Genomic DNA, 14,165 nt, shown 5'->3' with positions numbered 1-14,165 from the left:
CGAATTTCCCAATCGACTCGCCAAGGCGGCGATGACGGAAGGCCTCGCCGGCGCCGGCGGACGGGCGGGGTTGAGGCTCACGCAGCTCTACGAGACCTGGGCGGCGGGCGGCGCCGGGCTCCTGTTGACGGGCAATATCATGGTCGACGGGCGCTATCGCGAGCGGCCCGGCAACGTCGTCGTCGAAGGTGCGCAGGACGCCGTCGCGCGCGGCGGCCTCGAGTCGCTCGCCCAGGCCGCGAAGGCCGGCGGCGGCGCGGCGCTGGCCCAGATATCGCACGCCGGCCGGCAATCGCCGAAGGCGGTGGCCGCCGAGCCGGTCGGGCCGTCGGCCGTGCCGATGAAGCTGCCCGGCGGGCTTTTCGGCAAGCCGCGGGCGCTCTCGACGGACGAGATTCGCGACGTGATCGCGCGCTTCTCCCACGCCGCGAAGGTGCTGTGCGAGGCCGGGTTCGACGGCGTCCAGATCCACGCCGCCCACGGCTACCTGATCTCCGAATTTCTCAACCCGCTCGCCAATCGGCGCGACGACGAATGGGGCGGCAGCCTCGAAAACCGCGCCCGGCTGCTGATCGAGACGGTGCGTGCGGTCCGCGAAGCGATCGGTCCGGACAAGGCCGTCTCGGTGAAGCTCAACTCGTCGGATTTCCAGAAGGGCGGGTTCAGCTTCGCCGACTGCCTCGAAGTCGTCGGGATGCTCGACCGGGAGGGCGTCGATCTCCTGGAGATCTCCGGGGGCAATTACGAGCAGCCGCGCATGATGGGTCTGGAGGGACTCGAACCCGTCTTCGAAGAAGACGTCCGCGCGAGCACGCGGGCCCGCGAGGCCTATTTCATGGCCTACGCCGCCGAGGTCGTTCGCGAGGCGAAGACGCCCGTCATGGTCACCGGCGGGTTCCGCACGAAGGCGGCGATGGAGGCCGCGCTGGAGGAAGGCGTGGCCGCGATCGGGATCGCGCGGCCGCTCTGCGTAGAGCCGGACGCCCCGGCGAAACTGCTCGCCGGAGCGCAGGACGGTCTGCCGAGCTGGGAGAAGCGCCTGCGGCTCGGCCCGGGATGGCTCGGGCCGCACTCGACCAGCGACGTGATGAAGGCCGCCAACGGCTTCGCCGCCATGGCCTTCTTCTACCGCAACATCATCCGGCTCGGCGACGGGCGGCCGACGCGGCGATCGATGAATCCGTGGGGCGTGCTGATCGCCCACCAGATGCGCGAGCGCGCCGAGGCGAAGCGGGTGGCGCGGAGCTAACCCGCCTGTGCGCAGACGCGCCCGGCCCAATCGGCGAAGTCGGCCATCGCCTGCTCGCGCCCGATATCGTTGAGCGTCTCGTGGCGGCCCTGCGGGTCGAAGCGCATGGTCACGTTGGTGAAGCGGGCGTTGTAGAGCCGCGAGGCGAAGGTCTTCATCGCCTTGCCGTTCATCGTCGAGGGATCCGCGCCGCCCGCGGCGAGATGGATCGGCAGATCCTTGCGCATCATCGCCAGCCGGTCGTGGGATTCGGCGCGCTCGACGCCGGTCAGCAGGTCGCGCCACATCGAGATCGACGCCGCCCAGCCGGTGTCGGGATCGTCGTGATAGGCCTGGACCTCCTCGGGAATGCGCGACAGCCAGGCTTCGCGCATGCCGCCCTTCTCCACCTGCTTGCCCCAGCTGTTGAAGGTGATCGCGCGCAGCCAGGAGTCGGGCTCGGTCGTCTTCTGAGTGAGCGATTCCGCCGCGAGGATGAGCCGCATCACGCCCTTGAGCCCGCCGATCGCCATGTTGGCGTTCCACACCGCCGCGCCGGCGATCTCGGCATGGGTCGTCATGGCGTGGTTGAAGCCGGTCACCCCGCCCATCGAGTGGCCGAACACGATGAGCGGCAGGTCCGGGAAGCGCTCCTGGAGATGGTGCTGCAGGAAGACGGCGTCCTCGATCACCTTGTCCCAGCCGTTGCGCGCGGCGAACACGCCGCGCTCGGCGTCGTCGGCCTCGGTGCGGCCATGGCCGCGATGGTCGTGGGCGGAGACGTGGAAGCCGCGCTCGGACAGGAAATCGGCGAAGCGGGCGTAGCGTCCGCCGTGTTCGGCCATGCCGTGATGAACCATCACGATCCCGCGCGCGGGATCGGCCGCCTCGCGGATGCGCACCGCCAGCCGGGCGCCGGTCGAGCTTTCGAGGAGCTCGGGTTCGAAGGCGTCGCTCATCAGGGTCCTCCAGGGCCGGATTCAGCTTAGCCTGCATGGCGCGCGGCTTGCTATGTTCGAACCGAGCGATAACGGGATTCGCCATGACCAGGCCGGCCATTCTGGCGATCGATCAGGGCACGACGTCCAGCCGGGCGATCGTGTTCGACTCCTACGGCCGCGTCGTGACCGTGGCCCAAGAGGAGTTCGCCCAGATCTATCCGCGGCCCGGCTGGGTCGAGCACTATCCCGAGGTCATCTGGGCGACCGTGCTGTCGACGGTGCGCAAGGCGCTGGCCGAAGCCGACCGCGCAGAGATCGAGATAGCCTGTCTCGGCGTGACCAATCAGCGCGAGACGACGCTGGTTTGGGAGCGTTCGACCGGCCGGCCGATCCACAACGCCATCGTCTGGCAGGACCGGCGCACGGCGAAGCAGTGTCAGGCGCTCGAGGCGAAGGGGCATGGAAAGCGGGTCGCCGAGCGCGCCGGTCTCGTGCTCGACCCGTATTTCTCCGCCACCAAGATCGCCTGGATTCTCGACAACGTCCCCGGCGCCCGGCGGCGCGCGGACAACGGCGATCTCGCCTTCGGCACGGTGGAGAGCTTCCTGATCAACCGCCTCACCGGCGGCAAGGTCCACGTCACCGACGCGACCAACGCCAGCCGGACGAGCCTCTATGCGCTCGAGGCCGGCGACTGGGACGACGAATTGCTCGCGCTGTTCGACATCCCGCGCGCCGTGCTGCCCGAGGTCGTCGACTGCGCCGGCGCGCTGGGGACGACCGACGAAGAGGTGCTCGGCCGTGCGATCGCGATCACCGGGGCGGCGGGTGACCAGCAGGCCGCCGCGATCGGGCAGGCCTGCCTCGCGCCCGGCGAGATGAAATCCACCTACGGCACGGGCGCCTTCCTGTTGCTCAACACCGGCGACAAGCCGGTGATCTCGACCAACCGCCTGCTGGCCACGACCGCTTGGCGGCTGGACGGAAAGTCTTCCTTCGCGCTCGAGGGATCGATCCTGTCGGCGGGGGCGACCATCCAGTGGCTGCGCGACGGGCTGGGGATCATCGCGCGGGCCTCCGAGGTGGAGTCGCTCGCCGAAGGCGCCGAGGCGGATTCGGGGGTCTATCTCGTGCCGGCCTTCACCGGGCTGGGCGCGCCGCACTGGAACGCCGACGCGCGGGGTCTGATCTGCGGGCTGACGCGCGGGGCCGGCCGGGCCGAGATCGCCCGGGCGGCGCTCGATTCCACGGCCTACCAGACCCGCGACCTGCTCGATGCGATGGCCGCCGACGGAGCGGAGGCGGCGCGCCTGAAGGTCGACGGCGGCATGGCGGCCAACGACGCGCTGATGCAGCGCCTGGCCGATATCTGCGATGTCGACACGGTCCGGCCGGTGAACACCGAGATCACCGCCTGGGGCGCGGGCTTCCTGGCCGGGCTCGGCGCGGGGCTGTTCGACTCGCTCGACGAGGCCGCCGAGCTCTGGCGCGCCGATCGCGAGTTCAAGCCGAAGATGCGCGCGGCCGATCGGGACCGGCTGGTCGCGGGCTGGCGCGACGCGGTGCGGCGGACGATGAGCGAATAAATTCCTGACCGCCCGGGCGAACCGCAGCGCGGACAGCGTCCATCTCGCATAATCGGCCGCTACGGGGTTCTCACCCCGCCCCGACCCTCCCCTCAAGGGGAGGGGGCGCGCTGCTTAGGCTTCTCGGCTTCAACGATGAATATGTGCGCTGCGATGAACTCCCTCCCCCGCTTGCGGGGGAGGGATCGGGGGTGGGGGTGAACACGGGTGAGCGATCCAGCGGTTCTTGAATAATCGCCTCAATCGCCGCCCTGCTCGCGGGCTTGCTTCACAGCATTGGGCGACAGCGCCGCCGCGCTCTGAAAGTAATCCTTCCACGGATCCTCTTTAATGCGCGCGAGACGCCGGGGCAGGCTGTGAATGTCGTAGTCGTGACCCGAGCGGGCCTTCGACAGCTCGTCCCAGCGGATGGGGGTCGCCGCCGGCGCGCCGGGCCGGGCGCGCAGCGCATACGGCGCGATCGAGGTCTGGCCGCGCTGGTTCCTCAGCCAGTCGACGAAGATGCGCGCCTTGCGCTTTTCCTTGCTCGCCTCGGCGACATAGCGATCGGGATCGTTCGCCTCGAGCCCCTTCGCCAGGCCGCGGGCGAAATCGCGCGCGTCGTCCCAGCTCGCGCCGGCGCGGATCGGCGCGATGACGTGGATCCCCTTGCCGCCGGTGAGCATGACGAACGGGTTGAGGCCGGCTTCCTCCAGCAGGGCGCGGATCTCGCGCGCGGCGTCCTTGAGATCGGCGAAGTCGAAACCCTCGCCCGGGTCGAGATCGAAGATCAGCCGCTCGGGATGCTCGAGATCGTCGATGCGGCTGCCCCAGGGATGCAGCTCCAGCGCGCCGAACTGGGCGCAGGACGCCAGCCCGGCCTCGTCCTCGATATAGATGTACGGCGCGGTCTCGCCGCTCTTCTCGGCGATGTCGACGGACTTGAAGCCCGCGGGCATGCCCTCGGCGTGGTGCTTCTGGAAGAAGCAGCCCGCCTCGATGTCGTCGGGACAGCGCACCAGCGAGAGCGGCCGGCGCCGGACATGGGGCAGGATCCAGTCCGCGACGCCGACGAGATAGTCGCGATAATCCCGCTTGGTGACGCCGGCGTCGGGGAAATAGACCCGGTCGGGATGGGTGAGTTCGATGTCCGGTTTCGCCATCGATCACGCCTTGCCGCCTGATTTCACGGGCTCGGCCGAGACCTGCTCGGCCGCCTTGTCCTCGCGCATCGCGATATAGACGGGATGCCGGAACAGTCCGTCGCGGGTGCGCTCGGTGTACTCCACCTCGACAACGAGCTTCGGCGTGATCCAGCGCGCGTCGTGCGTCACCGAACGCGGCGCGTCCGTGTCGAGGGGCGAGGTCTTTCGCTCGATCCGCTTCATCTCGCCGATCAGCTCCTCCTGCTCGGCCTCGTCGAAGCCCGTCCCCACGCGGCCGCGATAGACCCATTCGCCGTCCTCGCAGGTCGCGAGGATCAGCGATGAGAATTTCCGGCTCGCCTTGTCCGAGGGCGACCAGCCGACGACCACGGCCTCCTCGCGCAGGCTGCACTTGGTCTTGACCCACTCGCCGCCGCGCCCGGCGACATAGGCGCTGTCGGCCTTTTTCGAGACGACGCCTTCCGCGCCCTCGTCGCAGGCTTTTTCGTAGGCCTGCTCGCCGCCGCCGCGGACATGGCCGGCGTAGCGGATCGGGTCGCCCGCATCTCCGAGCAGCGCCTTCAGCTTCTTCTTCCGCTCGAGCAGCGGGGCGTCGCGCAGGTCTTCGCCCTCCAGCTTCAGCAGATCGAAGGCGTAGTAGACGACCGCGCTGTCTCCTTCCGACATCGCGTTCTGCAGCGCGGCGAAGTCCGACAGCCCGGTCTCGCCGATGACGACCGCCTCGCCGTCGATGAGCGCGCCCGACGCGTCGAGCTTTTCGAGCGCCTCGATGAGCCCGGGGAAGCGGTCGGACCAGTCCTTCTCGTTGCGGGTGTAGAGCGTCGCCTTTCCGCCGCCGACGGCGGCCAGAAGCCGGTAGCCGTCATACTTGGTCTCGTGGATCCAGTCCTCGCCGGCGGGGGCCTCGTCGACGAGCTTGCACAAGACGGGCTTGGCGAATGCCGGGCGTCGTCCGCGGCTCATGTCCCGCCGTCCCGGTCGGCGTTGGCGATCTGCTTCATCGTCCGCCCGGTCTCCACGCTCGTCTTCCATTTCTCGGCGACGTCGCGTTTTCCGGCATGCCGGTCGCGCTGCTTGATCAGGAGCCAGTTCTCCCGGTCGTCGCCGCCGCGCCCGTCCATGCGGACGAGCGCCCACCGGCCCGTCAGGCGCTCGCCGTGAAGCTCGAAGGTGAGCTCGCCGTCCTTCAGCGTTGCGTCGACATCGTCCTTGAGCGGCTCCCACTCGCCGGCATCGAAGAGCATGACGGTTCCCCCGCCGTATTCGTCCTCGGGGATGGTTCCCTCGAAGCCGGCGTAGTCGACGGGATGGTCCTCGGTGGCCACGGCCAGGCGTTTCACCGAGGGGTCGAGGCTCGGACCCTTCGTCACCGCCCAGCTCTTGAGCACCCCGTCATGCTCGAGCCGCAGGTCGAAATGCGTCGTCGTGGCGGCGTGCTTCTGGAGGCTGTAGCACCGACCGTTCTCTCGCGCGGCGGTCTTCGCGGCGGGCTCGGCCGTCTTCCGGAAATCGCGCCTGTCGCGATAGGTCTTCAGATCGTCGTTCATCGCGGCTCCATCCGGTCGTCGCCGAACGCTCCGCGCGGCGCCGCGGTTCCGCCGGCTCGATGGACTTCCCCGGGCGAACGTCTTACATGCGGGGAAACGCGCGTCGGACCGCGAGGCTTGGCGCGCCGATCATGACAGCACCTCCGAATACGACGAAGCCGAAACCATGTCGCAGGACGCCATTCCGCTCGATACGAAACGCCACTCCGCGGCCCACCTGATGGCCGCGGCGGTGAAGGATCTCTGGCCCGAGGCCAAGTTCGGGGTGGGACCGGCGACCGCGACCGGCTTCTTCTACGACATCGCGCTCGATCACACGCTCACCGAGGAGGATCTCGGCAAGATCGAGAAGCGCATGAAGGAGATGCGCAAGAAGAAGCTGCCGTTCGAGCGCGTCGACCTGAATGTCGACGACGCCATCAAGTACATGGCCGATGAAGGCCAGGACTTTAAAGTCGAGCTCCTCAAGCTGCTGCGCGACAAGGGCTCGACGGCGATCGCCAAGGAGACCGGCGACGAGGCCGTCGTCGGCGAGGGCGTCGACACGATCTCCTTCTACAAGACCGGCGATTTCGTCGATCTGTGCCGCGGCCCGCACGTCGACCACACCGGCCAGGTCGGCCATTTCAAGCTGCGCTCGATCGCCGGCGCCTACTGGCGCGGCGACGCCGACAACGCCCAGCTCCAGCGCATCCACGCGCTGGCCTTCGACACCAAGGAGGAGCTCGACGCCGAGATCCACCGGCTCGAGGAGCAGGCCAAGCGCGATCACCGCAAGCTGGGCAAGCAGCTCGGCCTGTTCACCATCGTCGACGAGGTGGGCTCCGGCCTGCCGCTCTGGCTGCCGGCGGGCAACGTCATCCGCGACGAGCTCGAGCGCCTGGCGCGCATCGAGGAGCACAAGGCGGGCTATCACCGCATCTCGACGCCGCACATCACCAAGGGCGAGCTGTACGAGAAGTCGGGCCACCTGCCCTACTACGCCGACGACATGTACGCGCCGATCATGATCGACGAGCAGGAATACTACCTGCGCCCGATGAACTGCCCGCATCACCACATGGTCTTCGCCCACGACCAGTGGTCCTATCGCGACATGCCGGTGCGGCTGGCCGAGTACGGCCAGGTCTATCGCTACGAGGCCTCCGGCGGACTGTCGGGCCTGATGCGCGTGCGCGGCTTCTGCCAGAACGACGCGCACATCTATTGCCGCGAGGACCAGGCCAAGGACGAGTTCCTCGCCGTCATGCACATGCACGCGATGTATTATCGCATGTTCGGAATCGAAGACTTCTGGATGCGGGTCTCGCTGCCCGACTTCGAGGATCTCGGCAAGTATGTCGACGACGTCGCCGGCTGGAAGAAGGCGATGGCCATCCTCAAGGAGGCGATGGACGAGTCCGGCTATCCCTACGAGGAGGTCGAGGGCGAGGCCGCCTTCTACGGTCCCAAGGTCGACTTCATGATCAAGTCGGTCGTCGGCACCGAGTACGCCATCTCCACCAACCAGCTCGACTTCATGGCCACCCAGCGCTTCGATCTCGGCTACACCGCCGAGGACGGCTCGAAGCAGCCGGTCTATGTCATCCACCGCGCGCCGCTGGGCAGTCACGAGCGCTTCACCGCGTTCCTGATCGAGCACTATGCGGGCAAGTTCCCGACTTGGCTGGCGCCGGTCCAGGCGATCGTCATCCCGATCGCCGACCGCCACGAGGACTACGCCAACAAGGTGCGCGACACGCTGTTCCGCGCGCCGGTCGACACCGTCCATGGCGGCGTGCGCGTCGAGGTCGATCTCGCTGCGGAGCGCATGCAGAAGAAGATCCGCAACGCCCAGACCCGCCAGATCCCCTACATGCTGGTGGTCGGAGACGCCGAGGCCGAGGCCGGCGAGGTCGCCGTGCGCCACCGCGATCACGGCGATGTCGGCAAGTTCAAGCTCGACGATCTGGTCGAGCGCATCGCGACCGAGCAGCGCACGCGGACCGATCTGCCCAAGCCGGAGTAGGGGGTCTTATGGCGAAAATTGAGGACCCGAACTGAGGTCGTGGGCGGCGTCACTGCAGAAGGCAGCGGGACAAAATCATTCGTTATATATTCCGCCTGTGCCAAATTTTTATATGATTTATGGTATCAATTGTAGTATTAAACAAGCTTTTAGAAGTCCCAATAAACGCCTTATATGTTCGCGCTCTCATGTGTACCGTATTTCTTTCTTTTCTCATTGAGTGAAGCCTTGATTGAATCGCTTCGTCAATAATTCCTTCATCCTTAGCAATTTCGATATGCCAGAAAAAAGATTGTCTGGATAATTGATTTAGTTTATCCTTCACTTTCCAATTTATTGGTTTTTTAAGATTACGGCAATCTCTAAATTTATATTTTTCTCCTGACATTAAATCATTCGTTATTGACTGATGCAGAGCATCCGAGAGCAAGCCTTCGCATATCGCTCCATAATCCATAACTTGTGCTCTCACGTGGGCTAATTGCTCAGCATTTTTTACAAGAAGTGCAAGACCAAGCTTATATATCCAGCGAGTCCCATACAATGTGACTGCAAGCGTATCTTGTAATTGGTTGTCAGCAACATGGGAGAATTCATTTTGCTTCAACTCATCAACTGATCGTAAATCTTCCTTAGAAAATTGATGTACAGCTTCAATGATGCGATTTCCAAAATTCTCTTGAACAACGTTGGCCATATTGTGCGGTATCCCATATAGCGAATTGGCTGCAATGGATCGTAGTAAGGCATCGCGCAGCAATGATGAAGGTGGTTGCGCGTTGGCTATTCGGTGAAGCGAGAACCCCGTGCGAACCCGCACCGTGAATCCTTAGCGAGCTAAGGAGCAAATCGTCGGAACGCACACACTTCTAATTCCGAGGCCGCAGGCCGTCGGGGATCCAGGAATCGAAGGGCGTGGCGTCGGCGTCCCCTCTCCCCCTGGAAGGGGGAGAGGCGAAGGTGAGGGGGTTGGTTGCGACTGGCGATGCCGACTGGTTTCGCGCCGCGATGGCGCCGTCCGACGTTCGGCCGTGGCGCGCTCTCCCCTCATCTCACTTCTCCCCTCAAGGAGGGGAGAAGGGACATTGACGTCGCGTCTTGTTCTTCAACGTCGGCGCCAGGCCTCGCGGATCGCCCGACGTCCGCGCGGATCGCCCTACCCCTTCGCCGGTTTGCCGTTTCCGTTGACCTGGGCCTCGGCGTGGGCGCGGGCGCGATGGCGGCCGCGCACGTCCTCGATGATCAGCACGAAGGCGGGCAGCAGGAGCAGGATCGCCGTCGAGGCGAACAGCAGCCCGGCGCCGAGACTCACCGCCATCGGGATAAGGAACTGCGCCTGCGGGCTGGTCTCGAGGATGATCGGCAACAGCCCGAACGCCGTCGTCAGCGTGGTGATCAGGATCGGGCGGAAACGCCGGGCGGCCGCTTCGGCGATGGCGTCGTTGAAGTCGAAGCCGCGGCCGAGATTGATGTTGTAGCGGTCGATGAGCACGATCGAGGCGTTCACGACCACGCCGGACAGCGCGACCGTGCCGAAGATCGAGGGAAACGACAGGTCGTAGCCCAGCAGGAGATGGCCGAGGATCGCCCCGCCGACCCCGAACGGGATTGCTATGAGGATCACCACGGGCTGGAGATAGCTCCGGAGCTGGGTCGCCAGCAGCGTGTACATGACGATGATCGCGATCAGCAGGCTCTGGCCGAGGCTGGCGAAGTCCTCCTGCTGCTCGCGCCCGGCGCCGGAAAGCCGCCAGCGCAGGCCGGGATAGCGTTCCTGGAGCTCCGGCAGGATCTCGGCCTCGACGCGGGAACGCGCCTCGCCCGGCGTGATCACGTCCTCCTCGACGTCGGCGGTGACCTCGAGGATGCGCCTTCCGTCGATGCGCTCGATCTGGGTGAAGCCGCGCGTCTCGATCACGTTGGCGGCGACGCTGAGCGGTAGCGCCGTCCCGTCGCGCGTGCGGATGCGCAGCGTGTCGAGCTCGGACAGGTCGGTGCGCTGGGCCTCGGGCAGGCGGACATAGACGCGCACTTCCTCGCGGCCGCGCTGGATGCGGTCGATCTCCTCGCCGAAGAAGGCCTGGCGGACCTGGCGGGCGATGTCGACGGGGGTGAGCCCCGCCGCCTCGCCGGCGGGCGTGAGCTCGAAATTGAGCTGGCGCTTGCCGAGATCGAAGCCGTCGTCGATCTCGGTGACCCCGGGGACGCCGCCGAGCGCATCGGCCATCTCGCCGACCGCCCGGGTGAGCGTGTCATTGTCGGGATGCGCCAGCTCGTAGGCGATGTCGGCGTCCTGCGGGCCGGCCGACGAGACGAAGGTGACCCGCTCGACGCCGGGCAGCGGCCCGACCCGGGCGCGCCATTCGCGCTCGAGCGCGCTCGAGGCGACGGAGCGCTGCGAGGCCGGCGTCAGCTGCAATTCGATCTGGGCGATGTTCGAGGCCACGACCGTCGTCGCGCTGGAGCCGGGGCCGCCGAACAGGCTGGTGCGCCCGCCGATGGTCGCGGCCACCGAGCGGATCACCGGCTCGCCGCGCCCGGCGTACTCCTCGTTCAGCTCGCGCGCGGCGGCGAGCAGCGTCTCGGCGGCCTCGCGCGTGGCCTCGAAGGGCGCGCCCTCGGGCAGGACGATGTCGGCGGTGATCTCCTCGGCCTCGATGGCGGGGAAGAAGACGAAGCGCACCACGCCGGTGACCGCGAGGCTGAACACGCCGACGAGTACGACGATCCCGACGGCGGCGACGACATAGCGCATGCGGGCGGCGAACAGCGCCCAGCCGTGGATCACATTGTCGGCGAAGGCGGCGAGCGCGGCCGCGACGGCCTCCTGGATTCGCGCCAGCGGGCCGCGCGACCACTCGCCGCCATGGGCGAGGTGGGAGGGCAGGATGAGGAAGGCCTCGATCAGCGACACGCCGAGAATGCAGATCACGACGATGGGGATCGGCCGGACGATCTCGGTGAACTCGCCGGTGGCGAAGATGAGCGGGCCGAAGGCGGCCATGGTGGTGAGCACGCCGACGAGCACGGGCGGAGCCACGCCGGTCACGCCCGCGATCGACGCCTCGTCGGCGGTTCGGCCTCGATGTCGCTCGCGGTCGGTGTTCTCGCCGACCACGATGGCGTCGTCGACGACGATGCCGAGCACGATGATCAGGCCGAACGTGGTGACGAAGTTCAGCGTCACGCCGACCGCGCCGAAGGCGGCGAAGCCGCCGAGGAAGGAGATCGGCACGCCCATCGACACCCAGAAAGCGAGCCTGAGATCGAGCATCAGGACGAGCAGCAGGAAGACCAGCGTGAAGCCGATGATGGCGTTGCGCGCCAGCAGCAGGATTCGGTCGCGGAAGATGTCGCTCTGGTCGGAAGCCACCGTCAGTGCGACGCCCGGCGGCAGCTCGGCCTCCTCGACATAGGCGATGGCGCTGTCGCGCACCGTGAGCAGGTCTTCCGAGCCCTGGGTCTGGACGTCGACGAAGACGGCCGGCTCGTCGTTGAAGCGCGACAGAAGCGGATCGTCCTGGAAGCCGTCGGTGATGTCGGCGACGTCGCCCAGGCGCACGCGCGTGCCGTCGGGCGCCGAGCGAAGGATCACGTCCTCGAAGGCCTCGCCGGTCTCGCGCCGGGCGTCGGTCCTCAGAAGGATCTCGCCGCTTTCGGCGCGGATCTCGCCGCCGGAGAGATCGATCGAGAAGGCGCGCACCGTGTTGGCCACTTCCTCGAAGGTCAGGTCGTAGCGGCGCAGCTGCTCTTCACGCAGCGCGATCGATATCTCGTAACGGCGCACCCCGCGCAGGCGCACCGTCGAGATGCCGTCGCGGGAGAGCAGGTCGCGTTCGACGCGCTCGCCGGTTTCGCGCAGCGTGCGTTCGCTCACCGGCCCGGTGAGCGCGAAGGTCAGGATCGTCGTGACCGGCTGGGGCACGCGCACCTGCGGCTCCTCGGCGTCGGCGGGCGGGAAGTCGACGAGCGAATCCACCGCGGTCTCGACGTCGTCCTTGACCACCTGGGCGTCGACGAAATCACGCAATTCGACCGTGATCGTGCCGCGGCCCTCGGAGGCGACCGAGCGCACGCGGTCGACCCCGTCGACGCCGAGCACGGCCTCCTCGACGCGGCGGGTGATCGATTCCTCGACGTCCTCGGGCGTCGCGCCGGGATAGATCACCGCGACCTGGACCTGGCGCGGCGAGATCGTCGGAAAGACCTCGGTCGTCATGGTCGCGGCCGTCACCGCGCCGCCGAGGAGGAACAGGATCATGAGCAGGTTCGCCGCGACCGGATTGTGGACGAACCAGCCGATCAGTCCCGCGCCCGGCCAGGGCCGCGGCGGGGGCGGGGGCGGGAGCTCGCTCTCGGTCATCCGCCGGTTCCGCCGGCGGGTTCGAGGATTTCGGCGGCCCGTCCCTCGGAGTCCTCGGGCAGCGGCGTGACGATCACGCCGTCGCCGGCGTCGAACGGCGCGACGACCACGCCCTCGCGCGTGCGGTCGCGGACATCGACCTCGACGAGCGCGATGCGGCCGTCACGGACGACGGCGACCGTATTGAGGCCGGAGACGGCGCGCGCGGGCAGGGTGAGGCTGGTCTCGAGGCTGGGCCCCTCGATCGCCACGTCGACGAATTCGCCGGGCCTGAGGATGTGGTCGGCGTCGGCCTCGATATGAAGATTGATCAGCCGCGAGCGCTCGTCGAGGCTCGCGCCCTCCCGCACCACGACGCCTTCGACCGGGTCGGCGCGGTCATCGAAGCTGAGTTGCGCGGTCCGGCCCTCCGCGCCGTCGAGGCGGGCCACGTCCTCGGGCGGGAAGGGCGCGACGATCTCGATCGCGTCCGCATTGTAGATCGATCCGTAATTCTGGCCCGCGACGAGGAGCTGACCCTCCTCGATGCGGCTGTCGACGACGCGGCCGTCGAACGGGGCGGCGAGCGCGGTGCGCTCCAGATTGAGTTCGGCCTGGAAAAGGTCGGCCTCGGCCGACATGAGGCGGGCGCGGGCGGCCTCGAGCTGCGGCTCGCGCGCGGCGAGCGGATTGATCTCCCGGTCGGGATAGAGCGAGCGCCACTCGTCGCGGGCGATCGCGGCCTCGGCCTCGAGCTGGGACAGCGCGCTGCGGGCGTCGGCGATCGCGGCGCGGGCGCGGGCGCGGGCGATCTCGTAATCGCGCGGATCGATCCGGAACAGCACCTCGCCGGCCTCGAACGTCCCGCCGTCCTGGACCGCCTCGGAGAGTTCGACGACGCGGCCGCCGACCTGCGGGGTGAGCGTGACCATGGCCTTGGCGGTCACCGTGCCGGTGGAGGCGACCGCGACGCGATGGGCGCCGGGCTGCGGCGTGATGACGCGCACCGGGACGGCCTCCGAGCGCGCGCCGTCGCCGCGGGCGACCGCTGTCGGGTCCTCGCCGCCGGACAGGCGCAGCGTGATGGTCACGGCGACGACGACGACCGCGGCGATGACGGCGAGCTGAACCCAGCCCAGCCAGCCGCGCTCGGAACGCGCATTCTTGTTGACTTCTCCGACCATCGCCCTCGAGACGTCCCCGCTTGCTCGCCTCGTGATAACGCACGCCAGGGCCGGCGTCCGTCGTCGCGCCGGCGTCGGGCGGGAACTAATCCGCGGTCGCGCCGGAACGAGTCCCCGTCGACAGCGTGTTATGACACGTCAGGGTTCACAAACCGTCTCTACAGGGTTTCCACACGGTTTACGC

General features: G+C 67.5%; 10 protein-coding genes. 3 read left to right on the top strand and 7 right to left on the bottom strand.

What is annotated here, in order from left to right:
* Positions 1–31 precede the first annotated feature (31 nt).
* The gene (locus tag DDZ18_RS00395; RefSeq protein ID WP_233245649.1) at positions 32–1,249 is read left to right on the top strand and encodes an oxidoreductase; all 1,218 of its coding nucleotides are present in this window, start codon (positions 32–34) and stop codon (positions 1,247–1,249) included.
* Here the strand turns inward: DDZ18_RS00395 and DDZ18_RS00390 are convergent.
* Positions 1,246–2,187 (bottom strand): alpha/beta fold hydrolase, encoded by a 942-nt coding sequence (locus tag DDZ18_RS00390; RefSeq protein ID WP_109251383.1) that lies wholly within the window; start codon positions 2,185–2,187, stop codon positions 1,246–1,248. The genes DDZ18_RS00395 and DDZ18_RS00390 overlap by 4 nt on opposite strands.
* Before the next feature lie 83 nt (positions 2,188–2,270).
* Here DDZ18_RS00390 and glpK point away from each other — a divergent pair, with 83 nt between their 5' ends.
* Positions 2,271–3,755, top strand: coding sequence for a glycerol kinase GlpK (gene glpK / locus DDZ18_RS00385; RefSeq protein WP_109251382.1), 1,485 nt, complete (start codon positions 2,271–2,273; stop codon positions 3,753–3,755).
* Between the two features lie 239 nt (positions 3,756–3,994).
* Here the strand turns inward: glpK and ligD (DDZ18_RS00380) are convergent, their stop codons facing one another.
* Genes ligD (DDZ18_RS00380) through DDZ18_RS00370 form a run of 3 tightly spaced genes read right to left on the bottom strand, consistent with a single transcriptional unit; the run spans position 3,995 to position 6,447 of the window.
* Complete coding sequence (gene ligD, locus DDZ18_RS00380) at positions 3,995–4,897, bottom strand: non-homologous end-joining DNA ligase (RefSeq protein ID WP_109251381.1); 903 nt, start codon at positions 4,895–4,897, stop codon at positions 3,995–3,997.
* 3 nt (positions 4,898–4,900) lie between these two features.
* Positions 4,901–5,863, bottom strand: a complete 963-nt coding sequence (gene ligD, locus DDZ18_RS00375) for a non-homologous end-joining DNA ligase (protein ID WP_158272020.1) — start codon at positions 5,861–5,863, stop codon at positions 4,901–4,903.
* On the bottom strand, positions 5,860–6,447 hold the full coding sequence (locus tag DDZ18_RS00370) for a DNA polymerase ligase N-terminal domain-containing protein (protein WP_109251379.1): 588 nt from the start codon (positions 6,445–6,447) through the stop codon (positions 5,860–5,862). Before DDZ18_RS00370 ends, ligD (DDZ18_RS00375) begins: the two co-directional genes overlap by 4 nt.
* A 166-nt stretch (positions 6,448–6,613) precedes the next feature.
* Here DDZ18_RS00370 and thrS point away from each other — a divergent pair, with 166 nt between their 5' ends.
* Complete coding sequence (gene thrS / locus DDZ18_RS00365) at positions 6,614–8,455, top strand: threonine--tRNA ligase (RefSeq protein WP_109251378.1); 1,842 nt, start codon at positions 6,614–6,616, stop codon at positions 8,453–8,455.
* An 82-nt stretch (positions 8,456–8,537) separates the two neighbouring features.
* On the opposite strand, the gene DDZ18_RS13625 is transcribed toward thrS, so the two are convergent.
* The 3 genes from DDZ18_RS13625 to DDZ18_RS00355 form a co-directional block, all read right to left on the bottom strand.
* Positions 8,538–9,152 (bottom strand): hypothetical protein, encoded by a 615-nt coding sequence (locus DDZ18_RS13625; RefSeq protein ID WP_146190573.1) that lies wholly within the window; start codon positions 9,150–9,152, stop codon positions 8,538–8,540.
* Between the two features lie 459 nt (positions 9,153–9,611).
* Complete coding sequence (locus tag DDZ18_RS00360) at positions 9,612–12,818, bottom strand: efflux RND transporter permease subunit (RefSeq protein WP_109251377.1); 3,207 nt, start codon at positions 12,816–12,818, stop codon at positions 9,612–9,614.
* Positions 12,815–13,981 carry an efflux RND transporter periplasmic adaptor subunit gene (locus tag DDZ18_RS00355; protein ID WP_109251376.1) on the bottom strand — a complete coding sequence of 389 codons (1,167 nt, stop codon included), beginning with the start codon at positions 13,979–13,981 and terminating at the stop codon, positions 12,815–12,817. The genes DDZ18_RS00360 and DDZ18_RS00355 overlap by 4 nt, the downstream gene beginning before the upstream one ends.
* Between the last annotated feature and the right edge of the window lie 184 nt (positions 13,982–14,165).

Origin of the sequence: Marinicauda salina (genome assembly GCF_003122085.1) — a bacterium.
Lineage (GTDB): Bacteria > Pseudomonadota > Alphaproteobacteria > Caulobacterales > Maricaulaceae > Maricicauda_A > Maricicauda_A salina.
Note: the sequence above shows the minus strand (reverse complement) of the source record. Positions and strands in the feature narration are given on the sequence as shown.

What these genes read in the sequence shown, in the direction of transcription:
- DDZ18_RS00395 (WP_233245649.1), top strand. Translation starts at nt 32, where the DNA reads ATGACGGAAGGCCTCGCCGGCGCCGGCGGACGGGCGGGGTTGAGGCTC.
- DDZ18_RS00390 (WP_109251383.1), bottom strand. Translation starts at nt 2,187, where the DNA reads ATGAGCGACGCCTTCGAACCCGAGCTCCTCGAAAGCTCGACCGGCGCC.
- glpK (WP_109251382.1), top strand. Translation starts at nt 2,271, where the DNA reads ATGACCAGGCCGGCCATTCTGGCGATCGATCAGGGCACGACGTCCAGC.
- ligD (WP_109251381.1), bottom strand. Translation starts at nt 4,897, where the DNA reads ATGGCGAAACCGGACATCGAACTCACCCATCCCGACCGGGTCTATTTC.
- ligD (WP_158272020.1), bottom strand. Translation starts at nt 5,863, where the DNA reads ATGAGCCGCGGACGACGCCCGGCATTCGCCAAGCCCGTCTTGTGCAAG.
- DDZ18_RS00370 (WP_109251379.1), bottom strand. Translation starts at nt 6,447, where the DNA reads ATGAACGACGATCTGAAGACCTATCGCGACAGGCGCGATTTCCGGAAG.
- thrS (WP_109251378.1), top strand. Translation starts at nt 6,614, where the DNA reads ATGTCGCAGGACGCCATTCCGCTCGATACGAAACGCCACTCCGCGGCC.
- DDZ18_RS13625 (WP_146190573.1), bottom strand. Translation starts at nt 9,152, where the DNA reads ATGGCCAACGTTGTTCAAGAGAATTTTGGAAATCGCATCATTGAAGCT.
- DDZ18_RS00360 (WP_109251377.1), bottom strand. Translation starts at nt 12,818, where the DNA reads ATGACCGAGAGCGAGCTCCCGCCCCCGCCCCCGCCGCGGCCCTGGCCG.
- DDZ18_RS00355 (WP_109251376.1), bottom strand. Translation starts at nt 13,981, where the DNA reads ATGGTCGGAGAAGTCAACAAGAATGCGCGTTCCGAGCGCGGCTGGCTG.